At 48.4% G+C, this 15,056-nt stretch carries 10 protein-coding genes; 7 read left to right on the top strand and 3 right to left on the bottom strand.

Translation table 11 applies throughout. The annotated features are described in order from the left end of the window. Positions 1-30 precede the first annotated feature (30 nt). From FOE74_RS11760 to FOE74_RS11745, 4 genes are all read left to right on the top strand, one after another. Positions 31-600, top strand: coding sequence for a DUF1599 domain-containing protein (locus FOE74_RS11760; RefSeq protein ID WP_149098823.1), 570 nt, complete (start codon positions 31-33; stop codon positions 598-600). Then, positions 581-1,696: a BT_3928 family protein gene (locus FOE74_RS11755; RefSeq protein WP_149098822.1), complete on the top strand. Its 1,116-nt coding sequence runs from the start codon at positions 581-583 to the stop codon at positions 1,694-1,696. Before FOE74_RS11760 ends, FOE74_RS11755 begins: the two co-directional genes overlap by 20 nt. Before the next feature lie 167 nt (positions 1,697-1,863). Then, positions 1,864-2,433 carry a shikimate kinase gene (locus FOE74_RS11750; protein ID WP_149098821.1) on the top strand — a complete coding sequence of 190 codons (570 nt, stop codon included), beginning with the start codon at positions 1,864-1,866 and terminating at the stop codon, positions 2,431-2,433. A gap of 70 nt (positions 2,434-2,503) precedes the next feature. Beyond that, positions 2,504-3,112, top strand: a complete 609-nt coding sequence (locus FOE74_RS11745; RefSeq protein WP_149098820.1) for a sterol desaturase family protein — start codon at positions 2,504-2,506, stop codon at positions 3,110-3,112. 118 nt (positions 3,113-3,230) lie between these two features. On the opposite strand, the gene FOE74_RS21215 is transcribed toward FOE74_RS11745, so the two are convergent. Both FOE74_RS21215 and FOE74_RS11740 read right to left on the bottom strand, forming a co-directional pair. Next, on the bottom strand, positions 3,231-3,401 hold the full coding sequence (locus FOE74_RS21215; RefSeq protein WP_188686744.1) for a hypothetical protein: 171 nt from the start codon (positions 3,399-3,401) through the stop codon (positions 3,231-3,233). A gap of 472 nt (positions 3,402-3,873) precedes the next feature. Beyond that, positions 3,874-5,043: a S8 family serine peptidase gene (locus tag FOE74_RS11740; RefSeq protein WP_149098819.1), complete on the bottom strand. Its 1,170-nt coding sequence runs from the start codon at positions 5,041-5,043 to the stop codon at positions 3,874-3,876. A 1,212-nt stretch (positions 5,044-6,255) separates the two neighbouring features. Between FOE74_RS11740 and FOE74_RS11735 the strand changes: the two genes are divergently transcribed. The 3 genes from FOE74_RS11735 to FOE74_RS11725 all read left to right on the top strand — a co-directional run bounded on the left by FOE74_RS11735 (position 6,256) and on the right by FOE74_RS11725 (position 12,641). Further along, positions 6,256-8,604 carry a T9SS type A sorting domain-containing protein gene (locus FOE74_RS11735; protein WP_149098818.1) on the top strand — a complete coding sequence of 783 codons (2,349 nt, stop codon included), beginning with the start codon at positions 6,256-6,258 and terminating at the stop codon, positions 8,602-8,604. Positions 8,605-9,511: 907 nt separating this feature from the next. Beyond that, positions 9,512-10,648, top strand: a complete 1,137-nt coding sequence (locus tag FOE74_RS11730; RefSeq protein WP_225840784.1) for a T9SS type A sorting domain-containing protein — start codon at positions 9,512-9,514, stop codon at positions 10,646-10,648. A 460-nt stretch (positions 10,649-11,108) separates the two neighbouring features. Next, positions 11,109-12,641 (top strand): SulP family inorganic anion transporter, encoded by a 1,533-nt coding sequence (locus FOE74_RS11725; protein WP_149098816.1) that lies wholly within the window; start codon positions 11,109-11,111, stop codon positions 12,639-12,641. Between the two features lie 580 nt (positions 12,642-13,221). Here FOE74_RS11725 and FOE74_RS11720 read toward each other — a convergent pair. Further along, entirely contained in the window at positions 13,222-14,583 is a 1,362-nt protein-coding gene (locus FOE74_RS11720) for an MBL fold metallo-hydrolase RNA specificity domain-containing protein (protein WP_149098815.1), read from the bottom strand. Between the last annotated feature and the right edge of the window lie 473 nt (positions 14,584-15,056).

Genomic DNA, 15,056 nt, shown 5'->3' with positions numbered 1-15,056 from the left:
TTCAATTCCTATAAAAGTAAAACGAAAAACTTGATTCACCAAACCGCCCAAGAATACAACCGCGTGATAGAGGCCTGCCAGCGTCTGTTTTTGCAGAAAACCCAGGACTACGGAACGGCCTGGCGCATTCTCCGCCTGCCTTCGCTCACTGACCAGATCTTCATAAAGGCCCAGCGCATACGGTCTATCCAGGAAAAAGGCACCCAGAAGATACAGGATGACATCACGTCTGAGTTTGTGGCCATTGTGAACTATTGCGTGATTGCCTTGATGCAGGAACAGCTGATTGCCCAGGGCGAGACCGAGCAGGCGCTGCCCGTGGAACGGGTGAAGGAATTGTACGAAGAGGAGATCCGGAAAACGCATGCCCTGCAACAGGACAAGAACCATGACTATGGGGAGGCCTGGCGCAGCATGCGGGTGGAATCTATGACTGACCTGATTCTGATGAAGATTTACCGCACCAAACAGATAGAAGACAACGCCGGCCACACGCTGGTGTCTGAGGGGGTGGAAGCCAATTACCGTGATATGCTCAACTACGCTGTTTTCTGCTTGATCAAACTAAACTACCCGCACCATGGCACTCCGTCTGCTTAGCCGTTTCGCGTGGGTCGTGGTAGGCGGCCTGTTCATCTTCTCTGGGCTCATCAAGCTCAATGACCCGGTAGGTACCGCCATCAAGCTGGAAGAGTACTTTGAGGTCTTCTCCGCTGACTTCTCCACGGTGTTCCTGTCCTTTAAGCCGTTCGCGTTGTACCTGTCTATTCTGCTGAGTACCTTGGAAGTGGTGCTGGGCGTGGCCCTGCTGGTGCGGTGGCGGCTGAACACGGTGCTGTGGTTGCTTTTCTTCCTCACCCTGTTCTTTACCTTTCTCACCTTCTATTCGGCGTTTTACAACAAAGTGACCGATTGCGGCTGCTTCGGTGATGCCATCAAACTCACGCCCTGGCAGTCGTTTGGGAAAGATGTGATCTTGCTGGTGCTGCTGCTGGTGTTGCTGTTCACGCAGCGCCATCTGGTGTCTCTGGGACAGACAAACCGGGGCGTAACCGGTACCATTGTGGCGGTGTCCCTTCTTTTTTCATTGGTAGTAAGCGTGTATGCCTACCAGCATGAGCCGTTCCTGGATTTCAGGGCGTACCGCAAGGGCGCCAACATCCCGCAGCTCATGAAACCCTCAGCCCCTTTGCGGTACCAGTACATCATGGAGAAAGGCGGCAAAGAGGTGACCTTTGACACCTACCCCACAGATACCACCTATACTTTCAAGAAGATGGTGCCGCTCAACCCAGAAGACGGGCCCAAGATCACCGACTTCAACGTCTGGAATGACCAGGGCGATTTCACCAAAGAGATGTTCTCAGGCAACCGGTTGCTGGTACTGGTGAAAGACGTGAACAAAGCCGATCATGAAAGCTTTGCAGAAATCAACCGGCTATTGGCCGGCGTGGAGAACAACCAGTCTCCTAAGATCGTGCCGGTGGTGATCACCTCCAGCAGCAGCCAGGAATTTGACGTTTTCCGGCATGAGGTCAACCTGTCGGCCCCTTACTACTTCGCAGACGCTACGGTGCTCAAAACCATGATCAGGGCCAACCCAGGGTTGCTGCTGTTCAGAGACGGCGTGGTGGTAGGCAAATGGCATTATAATGATGTGCCCAGCCTGCAGGAAGTGCAGTCTCTGGTGCGGTAGAGAAACCCGCGCAACGAAGTCCACGCTATCTGGGAACAGTTTTAAGCTGGTTTCTTTGAAAACAAGCCTCAAACAGGACGAGTGGCCAAACGCACAAGCTCGTCTTCAGGGTGTATGCCATGGCTTCGTTCCTGTCTCCTGCTTACTAGTTTTATCCTTTTTTACCTATGCCTCTCTCTGCCCTGGACCCAAAGAAGTCAAAAGTTTTTCTGGTGGGCATGCCCGGTTGCGGGAAGTCTACCGTGGGAAAAGTGCTGGCCCAGCAACTTGGCTACGTGTTTCTGGACCTGGATACCCTGGTGGAGGAGCAGGAAGGCCTAACGGTGCCGCAGGTGTTTGAGCAACACGGGCAAGCTTATTTCAGGGAGGCCGAAGCCCGTGCCCTGCGCCAGGCGGCAACCCGGCCCGAGCAGATCGTGCTGGCCACCGGCGGCGGCGCCCCCTGCTTCTGCGGTAACATGGACTTTATGGTGGCTACTGGCACAACAGTTTACCTTAGGCTTTCCCCGCAGGAGTTGGTGGACCGACTGACCCCCCTTGACCTGCAGGCAAGGCCTTTGCTGCGCGATAAATCCCCCTTGCAACTCCACCAGTACCTAGCGGATACTTTAAGTCAACGTGAACTATTTTATCGGCGCGCTTCTTGTGGGGTAGAGGCTGGGCGGGCCTCCATCTCTGCCGTGGCAAGGGAAATAGCCCGGTATATAACTGGTGCTTCTACCCAGCTAAGTGAATAGGTCTAGATAATTTTAGTTATTTTTGCGCGTTTCACGGCAAGAAACGATTCAATTAATTTTTCTACTTACTATGAAACCGAATCATAAAGGATCAGCTACTATTTTCAAGAATCCGGTACTGGAGCGGCTTACCCATACCCACATTGCGCTTCCAATCACCATCTTTTTAGTGATTGCTGTTGGCCTGCTTTTCTATGGCTTTCAGTATGGTTTTCTGGATGTGGTTTCAGCGATAGGGCTGTTTCTGGCAGGGTGGCTGCTGTTCTCGTTGGTAGAGTACCTGGCGCACCGCTACATCTTCCATATGGCCCCTACCAATAACTTCAAGAAGAACATCCAATACACGTTTCACGGGAACCACCATGATTACCCCAAAGACAAGACGCGTCTGGCCATGCCTCCTATTGTGAGTCTGTTTGTGGCCTCTTTTTTCTTTTTCGTGTTCAAACTGATCTTCGGTACCTTGGTGTTTGGCTTGGTAGCGGGTTTTCTGTTCGGGTACGCCCTTTACCTGTTCGTGCACTATGCGGTACATGCCTACGCCCCGCCTAAGAACTTTTTGAAACAGCTCTGGATCCACCACAGCATTCACCACTACAAAGACCCAGAACGCGCGTATGGTGTTTCCTCTCCGCTTTGGGATTGGATCATGGGTACCATGCCAGAGCGTAAAAGCTAAAACTGATAAGTCTACACCCCGCTTATACACAGAGAAGGCCACCTTGACGGGTGGCCTTCTCTGTGTATAAGCGGGGTGAGTAAAAGTAGAGTTGGGTCTCTGTTACTTTGGTTCTCTATTACCTCCGGATCTTCCGGAAAAGCCAGGTGATGAGCAGGATCACGAGCACGATAATGATGACCGCGGTCCACATACCTGCCTGGAAGATGTCGCCAATCACGTCACAGCTGGAAAAGGTGAGCGTGAGCACCAGCATGAGTGCGAAAAAATATGCCTGTAGATTTTTCATAGTTGTTGGTTTAAGTCAGTTTTCAACCTTCTGGTTTACAGCAGAAAGGGTTATCGTATTTTCAATACTCTCTTTTGGCGAAAAAGGTTGAACACAGGAGGTGATGCATCTTAAGCTGATGCGCGGCAGCCGGGAGATGATATTGGTGGGGTAGCCAGTTGACGGCAGGCTTGATGCCGGAATCTGACGATGGCGGCCAGGGCAAAACCCTGGGCCAAGGCTTTCTGCCGGAAGGCTTCGCGGGATATATTCCAGGAGGTATAGAAGCAAGCTGCCTCGGGCTAGGGTAAAGACGTTTTTATCCCCTCATAAGGAAAACAGCCCAGAAACCGTTGTTGGCCAGGACCAGAAAAGATAAGAGCAGTATATATACGCTGGTGCTTCTGCTGGGGCTACGCCTCATAAAATGGTATAAAAGAACAAGGCCCACCATTTGCATGGTGGGCCTTGTTCTTTGGTATTGAATGGTTGGTTATTTCAGGGCAATAGGATCTGGTTTGCCGTCTGGGTCGTTGGTTACTAAGCCTTGGGAATTTACTCTTCCTCCAGAAAGAGCCAGGATACCGGCCACGTGCGGAGCGGCAAAAGAAGTGCCGGTGCCATTGCGGTAGCCGCTGCCAGTCCAGGTGGTAAGTACATCAGTGCCTGGAGCTGAGTTGGTCACTGAGGCCCCAAAGTTAGAAGAGGAGCTGAATTGTCCGTAGGAGTTCATGTTAGACACTACGAAGACGTTAGGTGCTACCACGCGGGCCGGAGAGTCGTTTTTGCAGTCAACGTAGCTGTTACCGGCGGCCACTACTACAAACATACCTTTGGCGGCTGTTTTCTTTACCAGGTCATCTAGCATAGTGGAGGCAGCCACGCGCAAGCTCATGTTCACCACATCACCAGGCTTGCCATTGGTATAGGCATAGTTGAGGGCTGAGTAGATACGGGTAAGGGTACCTGCTCCGGCATCGTCAAATACTCTCAAGGCTACAATGGTGGCATTGGCAGCAACGCCAACCACGCCCACACCGTTGTTTTTAGCGCCAATCACACCAGCAACCCCGGTGCCGTGGCCATAGCCGTCTTCCCAAGAAGTCACGCCAGAGATGAAGGATTTGCTGCGAGTTTTGTCTACGTTCAGGTCTGGGTGTGAAGATTGTACTCCAGAGTCAATCACCCAAACGGTTTTACCGGTTCCATCGCCGTAGCCTACTCTGGCTACTCCCCATGGAATAGACTGGGAAGAGGTGGAGGTGGTAGTAGAGGTAGTAGAGGAAGTAGAGGCTTTTCCTAGCAATACTGCTTGCTCAGGCTCTACGTAGGCTACGTTTTCATCTTGCAATAATTGTTGAACCTCAATTTTGCTCAGGTTGCCCGTGAACCCATCAGCGGCGCCATTGAACACATCGCTAACCCGGTCCCGGCCAATGCCTAATTTCTTGAACAAACGGTCTCTTAGTTCTGGGGCAGAAGCAGTGCTTCCATCTTTCAACACTACAATGTACTTGCCATCAACCGCTTTGGAAGAGGTGGCAGGAGGTGTAGGTGCCATGGCCGTCTCTTCTAAAAGTTCGTCTTTTTGGCAACCAGCCATGGAAAAGACAGAGGCAAGGGCAAAGAAAGAAACCGCTTTTTTGAAATTAGTTGATCGCATAGTCAATCCTTTTTATGTTAAAGACAAGTAGGTGCGTAACCTTGTGCTGCGCTTTGTCGTAACCTAATCCCTTTGCCAATGGTTCAACTGTCTCTTAAAAAAGTTTTACCCGCCACTCGCGCTTGGACTCAGTTCACACCAATTTTCCCTCTTCTGAGCTTATAAAGAGTCCGGCTTGTTTTATGCCTTTCTTTTATAATTAAGGTCGGAAAGTGGGTCCAATGGCGTTTTAGGCCTATTTTTCCCTTTTAGCCATTAAACAATAAAATGAAAAAGAGGTACTTTGATCTTCCTTTCAAAAAGAGAATTATCTCACTGAAGAAAAATGTATCACGGCTTTAAATTTAATAAAACCATTGAATAATATGAAATATCCTTTGGGTGATGATTTTTTTGGAAATAAATACCTCTGTTCTTTCCTTCTTTATTTCTGCAAAACCTTATAAATCATTAGCTTGTGGTTTTCAAATTGTGTTTGGGAGCTCATTGTATAACGGTTTCTATTTCTTAGCTTTCATAAAATAGTGGTAACTATACTGCTCCTGTTACACATTTCCCTATTCTAACTACTGCTCAAGTGGCTGAACCCTTAAAAGCCACGGCTCTGCCTTGTTGGCTTTAGGATAGGTAGTGGTCGCTTGTCCTTTAATAAGGTTGTTCTATAAGCAAGCCACTCAAACCATTTGTAGTTAAGCTTTATTCTCCTATTTATCTATGTTTTCCACGTTCCTTTTGTAGTATAACTAGTTGTGCTACAGAAGGAACGTGGCTGGCGGTAGAATATGTGGTTGTACCTGTGCCCAAGTGGCTACTATAGTATTTTAGGATATATCCAGTAAAGGATTGCCCTCAAGTATATGCTTTTCCTTAGATATTCCAAATGGGTTCTGTATCTAAATAAGAATATATAAAAATTTATGAAGAATTTTTATATATTCTTATAAGTAGATGGATGGGTTGTAGTAGTAGATGAAGATTGGATTGAGTATGTATTAGATAGCGTTTAAATGTTCCGATTAGCTATATTGATATAACTTAATGTTTAATAATTTAATAATGTTTTTAAAGTTTATAGGGCTGAATAAGGGTGATGATTAAAATAGTTATATATTTTAAAAGATTGAATTGATTTTAAGTCTTGCCAACTTTGTGGTGTTAGTTATAGATAATAATAATTGAATACTAAATTGTTGAAAGGACATTAAATCTGTTATGAAATTATTGCATTGGTTAGTTGTTTCTGCTCTATTTCTCGCCTGTTGTCTTACTTTCCCTTCTACAGTCGCTGCTCAGGAACCGATTATAACCCCTTCAGGATACATACAAAGGTTTGATGGCATAGATAATGGCAAAATGCCTGCTACTACAGGTTATGTCTCTTGGGGTGACAATTATAACGTAACAGGTTGGCATGCCCTAGTAGGAGGGGTGGTTCCTTCACAAGTAAAGGGAGAGGTAGGATTTGATGTAAATAAATTTAACAGTGGTGGTGCTCTGATATGTTATAATGAAAGTACAGTTGACAAAAATAATGAAAGTACAAGTGACAAGGCATTAGGTTTTAGATCTAAAGGCATAGATGCATTCTACGGGGTGCAACTCACCAATATGACCGGCAATACCCTTTACCGGTTGCAGGTGAAATTCCTGCTCAAGGCTATCTACCGGAAAGGCAATCCAGTTCCTCATTCATTAAATATAGGGTATGCCATAGGGTCTAACGTGACGTCCATCAATGATGCACCAGGAGTAACTTGGTCTCAAATCAAAAATGTGGATGGTAAAGCATTTGCTATTTCTAATTTAGAGGCTAGGTCTGCCTCCATTACCACCTTTATTAGCGGGATTGAGCTAAATCCTGGCGAAAAAATTTTTATTCGTTTTGAAGATAAGCATACCGCTGCTGCAAATAGCTCTGGAAATGAAGACGACTTGGCTATTGACAATGTTGAAATCAATCCTGCCCCAACCGTTTTTTTCAACACAATAGCAGGGGTATTAACGGAGGTAGCCACCTGGAACTCAAGTTCAACGGGAAATGGGGAGCCAAGTCTTGATTTCACGCATGGCGGACAGCAGTTCAATGTACAACATGACGCGGTCCTGGCATCTGCATTGACTGTTAGCGGCACGAATTCCAAAGTGGTCGTAAAGGCAGGCAAAACATTGACCCTAAATGCCAACTTGACCGCTACCATTGATTTGGAAGCCGGGGCAACTCTTATCGTCAATAGCGCCACAGCCCCTTCCTTTGGGCAGATAGACCCAACCAGTACCATTGTGTATAACACAGACGCTCCCTCAAGCGCTTCTTCAAATGCAGTGATCTACGGAAACCTGACTTTTGACGGGAACGGGAACAGTAGGGGGTTTAAAAATGTGATGGGATCATCTAATATCCATGTGAAGGGGCATTTGGTATTAAAAGGGAAAGGTCGACTAGACCTTGGTAACAGGAACCTTATAATTGATAACCCTAATAGCATTGTGGCTGATACCTCCAGTTTTATAATTGCCATGGGTACTGGTAAGGTGAAGTTCAAGATGCAGGAAGGGGAGACGGTGACGATTCCTCTGGGTACACTTACTACTACTAGTGCTGCTAACACAGGATCAGTGAAAGGGGTGCGGTACGCTGCCATTAAATTAAGTCTTAAAAGAGGTTCCGGTGGCTTCTTTAATGTAAGTGCCTCTGATTATGTAATGTCTAAAGGCACAGGTGGGGTGCTATTAGATAAGGGAGTGGTGGCTAATACTTGGTTTATTGAAAAAGAACCAAGTACTGAAGTAAGTAATATGGAAGTTACTCTGCAGTGGACCAAAGCATCTATGACGAATGAATTAGATCTTACTAAACTTCATTTGGGCCACTTTGAAAATGATACTTGGGATGTAGGACCCTCACTAATTGCAACTGAAAGCAAAGGAATTTATAGTCTAACCAGAGACGGTTTCAGGTCCTTTTCTCCTTTTGCCGGGGGCAACTCTCTAAATTCACAGCAAATGACGCTTCCGGTAGAGTTGATCAGCTTTAAGGGGAGCAGATCAGGAGGAGCGGTGAACCTGACTTGGGCCACCGCCTCTGAGAAGGACAATGATTATTTTCAGGTAGAGCGCAGCCAAGACGGCAAGAACTTCAGCAGTATTGGGCAAGTCAAAGGGAACGGCACCAGCCATGCAGTGCTTGCCTATAACTTCCTTGATGCGTCTGCTCCGGAAGGAACGGTGTACTATAGATTGAAGCAGGTTGACTTTGACGGTAAATCTGAGTCTTCTAAAGTGATAGCGATCAAGGTAAATGGGGGAAAGAGCAATGGCGCCTCTTTAGAGGTATACCCTAACCCTACTTTTAATAAAGTATCTGTTTCTTCTGCTGGCTTGAAGGGACCGGCCAAGGTGACTCTTAGCCAAAGCAACGGACGTCTAGTAGGGCAGAAGCAGGTTTCCCTAGGGTTTGATAGCCCCATCACTTTTGATCTGTCTTCTCAACCGGCAGGTGTTTATTTTCTGCAGGTGCAAACGGATAGTGGGAAAGTGACTACGCGGATTGTAAAGCAATAAGCCTTAAGCCCCCGCAAAAAAAGGAAAAGCCACCTCTGTCTAGGGTGGCTTTTCCTTTTTTTGCGGGGGCTATCTTTTTGTAGTATTAAAAATTTAGGTCCGGAGAAATGTGGTTCTGGCCAAGGGCACCGAAGGTATCAAAAAGGTGTATGGAAACGAAGAAGCTTAACAAAGACTATTGGCTTGTAAAGCATCTACCTCCTCGCCGGGAGCTGGCATTTGAAAGCTAAAGAGCTCTGATACTACTTGTGAATCATGCCAAAGGGAGAATTTGCTGCCAACCTATTTTATGGGATCAGTAGCGTGGATTTAACCGAGGAAAAGTGCCTTACTGTTTCATTCAACTGTGAGGTGGTTTTTTAACTTTGTGGTTCGGATTGACGGCTATAGCACGAATTTTTTGTTAAAAAGTTGTATAAATATACCTGTTTAAGTAGGAACTTTTAAATAAAATTTAGAGCTCTTAGATAAGCAAATATCATTATTTTGAAGTAGTTGATGGCAACTATCAAAATAATTAATGTTAAAAAGTGGGGTTTTAAGCAACTAGGGTAGTTAGCAAGATTTTTTATTTATGATTAAAAAGAAAGAAATTATATAAATTTTTTAATAGAATATTAATGTAGGTACAAATGTAGGAAAGTAGAAGTTTAGGAATTATTTACTGAATTTAATGTAAAAGTTACATTAATTATTAGAGTAGTTAAATCAATTCCTAGTTTCTAACCTTCCCGTCATGAAAAACCTGTCTACCCTTTTTAAGTCGGCTCTATTGTTCTCAAGCTTGTTGGCTTTGCAAACTGAGGGCGCTGCTCAGATAAGCTTAACCACTGGGCTTTACCGCCAAGACTTCAATGACCTTGCCAGTGCCAATACAGGCAGTGCTACTATAACCTGGAGCAATGGTATGCCACAAACACTGGCAGGGTGGTACGCCTTGCAAGACCCTGTGCAAACAAACCCTCCTTTGTTACCCCCAAAAATGGTGGGAAGCACGAACAGCCTCCCTGATGCTTCTCCCAATCCAAAGATTACTCCTATGTCCTTGGTGAATTACATCCACAATCCTGCTGTGGTAGGAGACAGATCCTTCGGGTTCTCAACCGGGAACCAGGGTAATCCTATTGGGTACTATGGGGTTAGGGTTAAAAATGATACCGGTGCTGAAATCAAGTCCATGAAGATAGAATTTGATGTTAAGTTAATCCATGATGCAAAAGCTGGGAATGGGTTAGTTTTGTCTTACCAGGTAGGTTCAAACCTGGAAAATGTCTTGTATACTACTGACATCAAAGAATGGCAGCCCATTCCAGGTGTCTTTTCCAATAAAGCAGAAACGCATGTTGTGGAGTTTCCCATACAAGTAGCCATAGGGCAAGAATTCTTTATCCGGTTGGTAGATACGCACAACGCCGGAAATTCAGGACAGAATGACGATGACCTAGCCATAGACAATTTTCAGATTACCTCTTCTTCCACCCCAGGAACGTTACCGGTGACTTTCACCAGTTTCACGGGAAGCAGATCTGGAGAGGTGGTGAACCTGGCTTGGGCCACGGCCTCAGAAAAGGAGAATGACTTTTTTGAGGTGCAACAGAGCGAAGACGGGAAAAACTTTACGGCGGTAGGCGAGAAAGTAAAAGGAGCCGGTACCACGGCTGTCGCCCAGGCCTATAAAACGGCTGTTTCCACCAAATCTAGTAGCATCCTGTACTTCCGCCTGAAGCAGGTAGACTTTGATGGCAAATTTGAACACTCAAAGGTTATTGTGGTCAAGGGAAGTAAAACCGCTGCAGGGCAGGCATCTCATGAGGCTTATCCAAATCCAACCCCAGACAAGGTCTATCTCACTTCTGCAGAGCAAAGCGGCTCTGTAACTGTAACGCTGTTTCACAGCAGCGGCCGAGCGGTGTCTCAACGTCAGGTAAAAGTAGAAGCCGGTACACCTATCACCCTTGACCTGGCAGGGCAGGCCGCTGGGGTTTATTATGTACAGGTCCACACGGCTTCTGGGAAATCAACCACCAGAGTGGTAAAGCAATAGCAGGGTATTGTCAGCTTAAATGCCAAAGGCCACCTCTGCAGAGGTGGCCTTTGGCATTTAAGCTTTCCTGAACAGAGAGAAGATTGAGTGGAAAAAGGAGACTAGCCCAGGAAGATGAAAAAGAAGCCAGCCATTTGGGGAGCGGGGAAAGTAAAGGAGCCATCCCTATCCCCCTGTTGCTTACGGCTGCAATTGGCTTGGAAGGTGAGATCAGTTAATCCTGCCAGGAAGTACCATATGGAGGGAAAGTAGTACTTTTGCGCCTGTCATGACTATTTTCCCCTTATTCGTTGCGCTTACCCCACCGTGACCAAGGTTGCCCAGACGTAAGGGCGCAGGTTCAGCATGCCCTATAACTTAAACCTTTTCACTTCTGTTTGCCCGAATAGGAGGGGCCGGCTCTTAATAGCCTGTTGCGTCTTCTATGTGGGTAGCGTATAGATTTATCCGTGATTTTTAGATGAAGCCATACTTGCGTTTATTTGATTTCAGTCAAAAAGTAGATTATAAAATAGAGATTCTGGCGGGGCTTACGGTGGCCATGACCATGATCCCGGAATCCCTTTCCTTTGCCATCTTAGCCGGGTTTCCGCCATTGGTGGGGCTATATGCGGCCTTTATCATGGGCTTGGTAACAGCGGTATTAGGCGGAAGGCCCGGCATGGTGTCTGGCGGGGCTGGTGCCACGGCCGTGGTGCTCATTGCCTTGATGCAATCGCATGGCTTGGAATACGTGTTTGCGGCGGTGGCCCTGGCCGGTATCCTGCAGATTCTGGTGGGCTTGTTCAAATTGGGCAAGTTTATCCGGTTGGTGCCGCAGCCGGTCATGTTCGGGTTTGTGAACGGACTGGCCGTGATCATTTTCATGTCACAGGTAGAACAGTTCAAGACCGTGGTGAACGGCGAGTCTACCTGGCTGATGGGGAGCCCGCTCTACATCCTGGCGGGATTGGTAGCCTTGACCATTGCCATCATTCTCCTGCTGCCTAAAATCACGAAGGCGGTGCCGCCCTCGCTGGTGGCCATTCTGGTGGTTTTCTGTGTAGTGATGGGCTTCGGGATTGATACCAAACTGGTGCGCGACATCGCCTCGGTGAGCGGTACCTTGCCTCCGTTCCATATTCCCCAGATTCCGTTGACCCTGGAAACCTTGCAGGTGATCTTCCCCTATGCCTTGATCATGGCCGGAGTGGGCCTCACGGAAAGTCTTTTGACCCTGAACCTGGTAGACGAGATCACCGGTACCCGCGGCAACGGGAACCGCGAAAGCGTAGCCCAGGGTAGCGCTAATCTGCTCAACGGCTTCTTCTTCGGAATGGGGGGCTGCGCCATGATTGCCCAGACCTTGGTGAACCTATCGGCTGGGGCGCGGGCGCGGTTGGCGGGCATCGTCTCCTCGCTTACCATTCTGGTGATTATTCTGGTGGGCGCGCCGTTTATTGAGCGGGTGCCTATGGCGGCGCTGGTGGGCGTGATGATCATGGTAGCCATTGGCACCTTTGAGTGGATCAGCTTCCGGATCATCAACAAGATGCCCCGGCATGATGTGTTCGTAGGTATTCTGGTAGCCGTTATTACCGTATGGCTGCACAACCTGGCGTTGGCGGTGCTTATAGGCGTGATTATCTCGGCGCTGGTATTTGCCTGGGAGAGTGCCAAGCGCATCAGGGCCCGGAAGTACCTGGATGAGAACGGCGTGAAGCATTATGAGATGTACGGTCCGTTGTTCTTCGGCTCAGTGGCCGCCTTTACCGAGAAGTTTGACGTGGCCCAGGACCCGGAGGAAGTGATCATTGATTTCAAGGACAGCCGCGTAGCGGATATGTCGGGTATTGAAGCCCTGAACAAACTCACGGAGCGCTACCACAAAGCCGGCAAGAAGCTGCACCTGCGCCACCTGAGCCCCGACTGCCTGACCCTGCTCAAGAACGCCGATGCGGTGATTGACGTGAATATCCTGGAAGACCCGCACTACGCCGTGCTCAAAGACTAAGGTAAGGAAGACGTTTTGGGGCCGTTTCCTGAAAAGAAGGCCTAAATCTTCCCTGGCTTCGGTTAGCGAGTACCGTTAATTCTGGTTCGCCCGCTGCTGAGCCTTTGCCTATGGCGAAGAACTGTCGTGGCTTGATGTTTTCATGTAGAGGAGCTAGAATGCGTATGGCAGCTATTTTATCTAAAACAGCCGCCAAAGGCCATTTTCGGTGCAGGAATAAATCTGCGGCATAGTTTCTCCATAAAAGGCAAGGTAAATTCCTGTATGCGCAATCCCTTGTGGTTGCCCTTTCGGAATACATTACAAAACCCTGAGATTTTGAAGTAGATAAGCTCAGCTGCCCCAAACTTGACTTGAAGCAATTATTGGGTTCGCTTATGCGTGAAGTCACAAAAGTCGCTTCCACGCCATAGCGGCATAATGATTTGACTAGTCCAGGATTGCAAGGCTCTTTTCAAAAAAGAAGGCCAGAAATGTAGTAGCCAGTCAGGAGAAGGAGAAGCAAAAATGCGTTTGTCGGCAGTTTTCATGAAAACTGCCGACAAACGCATTTTTGCTTGCGTGAAAGGTAAGCCGCTGCTTACACCACGTAAGACAACCGGAACTCAGGGATCTCAATGTTCTGGTAACCCAGCTCGGTGAGGTCGTCTTTGAGTTGGCCCATCACAGATTTTTCACCGTGCACCAGAAAGATGCGCTGGATCTGTTCTTTGTCCTGGCAGTGCAGAAACTTAGCAATGTCGCCGTAGTCTGCGTGGGCGCTGTATTCCTTCATGATCATCATCTCGGCTCTCACTTCTACCTCTTCGCCCAGCACGTGCACTTTGTCGGCGCCGTTCATGAGTTTTCCGCCCAGGGTAGAGGGCTCGCAGTAGCCGGTCACCAGCACGGCGCTGTTAGGGTCTGGCAGGTTGGTTTTGAGGTGGTGCTGGATACGGCCGGCTTCCATCATGCCAGAGGCCGAGATGATCACGCACGGTTCCTCTATTTTGTTCAGCTCTTTTGAGTCATCCACCTCAGTGATATAGGTCAGTTGCGGAAACCCGAAGGGGTCTGGGTCGTCTTTGATGTATTCCTGCATGGAATCACGGAAGTACTGCGGGTTCTCACGCATGATGTCGGTGGCGTACACCGAGAGGGGACTGTCCACGAACACTTTCACCTCGGGCAGGCGGCCTTCTTCGGCCAGGTAGTTAAGCGAGTAGATCAGTTCCTGGGTGCGCCCAATGCTGAAGGCCGGGATCAGGAGTTTGCCCTGCCGCTCCACGCACACCTCTTGCACAATCTTCTGCAAGCGCTCCTCGGTGTTCTCCAGGCTGTCATGCACGCGGTTTCCGTAGGTAGACTCGCAGATGATGATCTCGGCCTGCGGAAAGGCCTGCGGCGGGTTCAGAATGCGGTTGGCGAAGCGCCCGATGTCGCCGCTGAAGCACAGGGTGCGCTCGCGGCCCTCGTCCTGCAGCCTCAGGTTGATGGCGGCGCTGCCCAGTACGTGGCCGGTATCGGTGAAAAGCAGTTCAATGTCTTCGTCAATCTGGAAAGGCTCATCATAGGGCACGGTCACAAACTGCTGCAGGGCCTGTTCGGCGTCTTCCTCGGTGTAAAGTGGCTCTGTGCTGCTGTTGTTCTGCTGTATGCGGGCACTGTCGCGGAGCAGCAGTTGGCAGAGTTCCAGGGTAGGGGGCGTACAGTAAATGGGGCCTTGGTAGCCATCGCGCACCAGCTTCGGGATTAGGCCAGAGTGGTCAATGTGCGCGTGCGACAAGATGAGGCAGGTCAGGTTCTCGGGTTCGAAGTCAAAGGAACGGTTCCGCTCCTCGCTTTTCTCGCCCATGCCCTGGGTGAGGCCGCAGTCCAGCAGAATGCGCTTCCCGTTCTCCAAGGTTACTAAATGCTTGCTTCCGGTCACGGACTGGGCCGCCCCGTAAAAAGATATGGTCATATACTCTAGGTCTAAATAGGTGGGGATTGTACGGACCGCAGCTTTTTCAGATGCGGGAAAAACCGTTTTGCCCCCGATTTCTGAAAACAAGCAATAAAACGCCTCAGGCTGGTGGGGTAGCGGGATACCTGCCCGTTCAAAAGCTGTTTCCTTTAGTGTTTTAAGTATAAGGCAGTTGTCTAGGGTAGTTTCTTTGGTAGCGATCGGTCTTCCGCCTTCTTCAGGATATTGGCCAACTGCGGAATAAATGGTAGCTTGTATAGGTGTTCTGTTGCTTCCTTTCTTTGAGGGGTAAGGCATTGAGAAGTATCTACAGTTATAGGTTTGGTAACCGGAGGAGTTCCATTTATCCAGTAGTGCCTGTATTGGCCGGGCCAATGTTTCCGACATAACAACTTGTGCATAGTTTTTAGGCTGAGAATTTGGGAAGACAGTAGAATTAGTTACAGGAGCTTTTGCAGCGAGACCTTTCC

It is taken from the genome of Rufibacter glacialis, from assembly GCF_008271745.1.
GTDB classification, from domain to species: Bacteria; Bacteroidota; Bacteroidia; order Cytophagales; family Hymenobacteraceae; genus Nibribacter; species Nibribacter glacialis.
The sequence above is the reverse complement of the archived record's forward strand: the minus strand, read 5'-3'. Positions and strand labels throughout refer to the sequence as shown.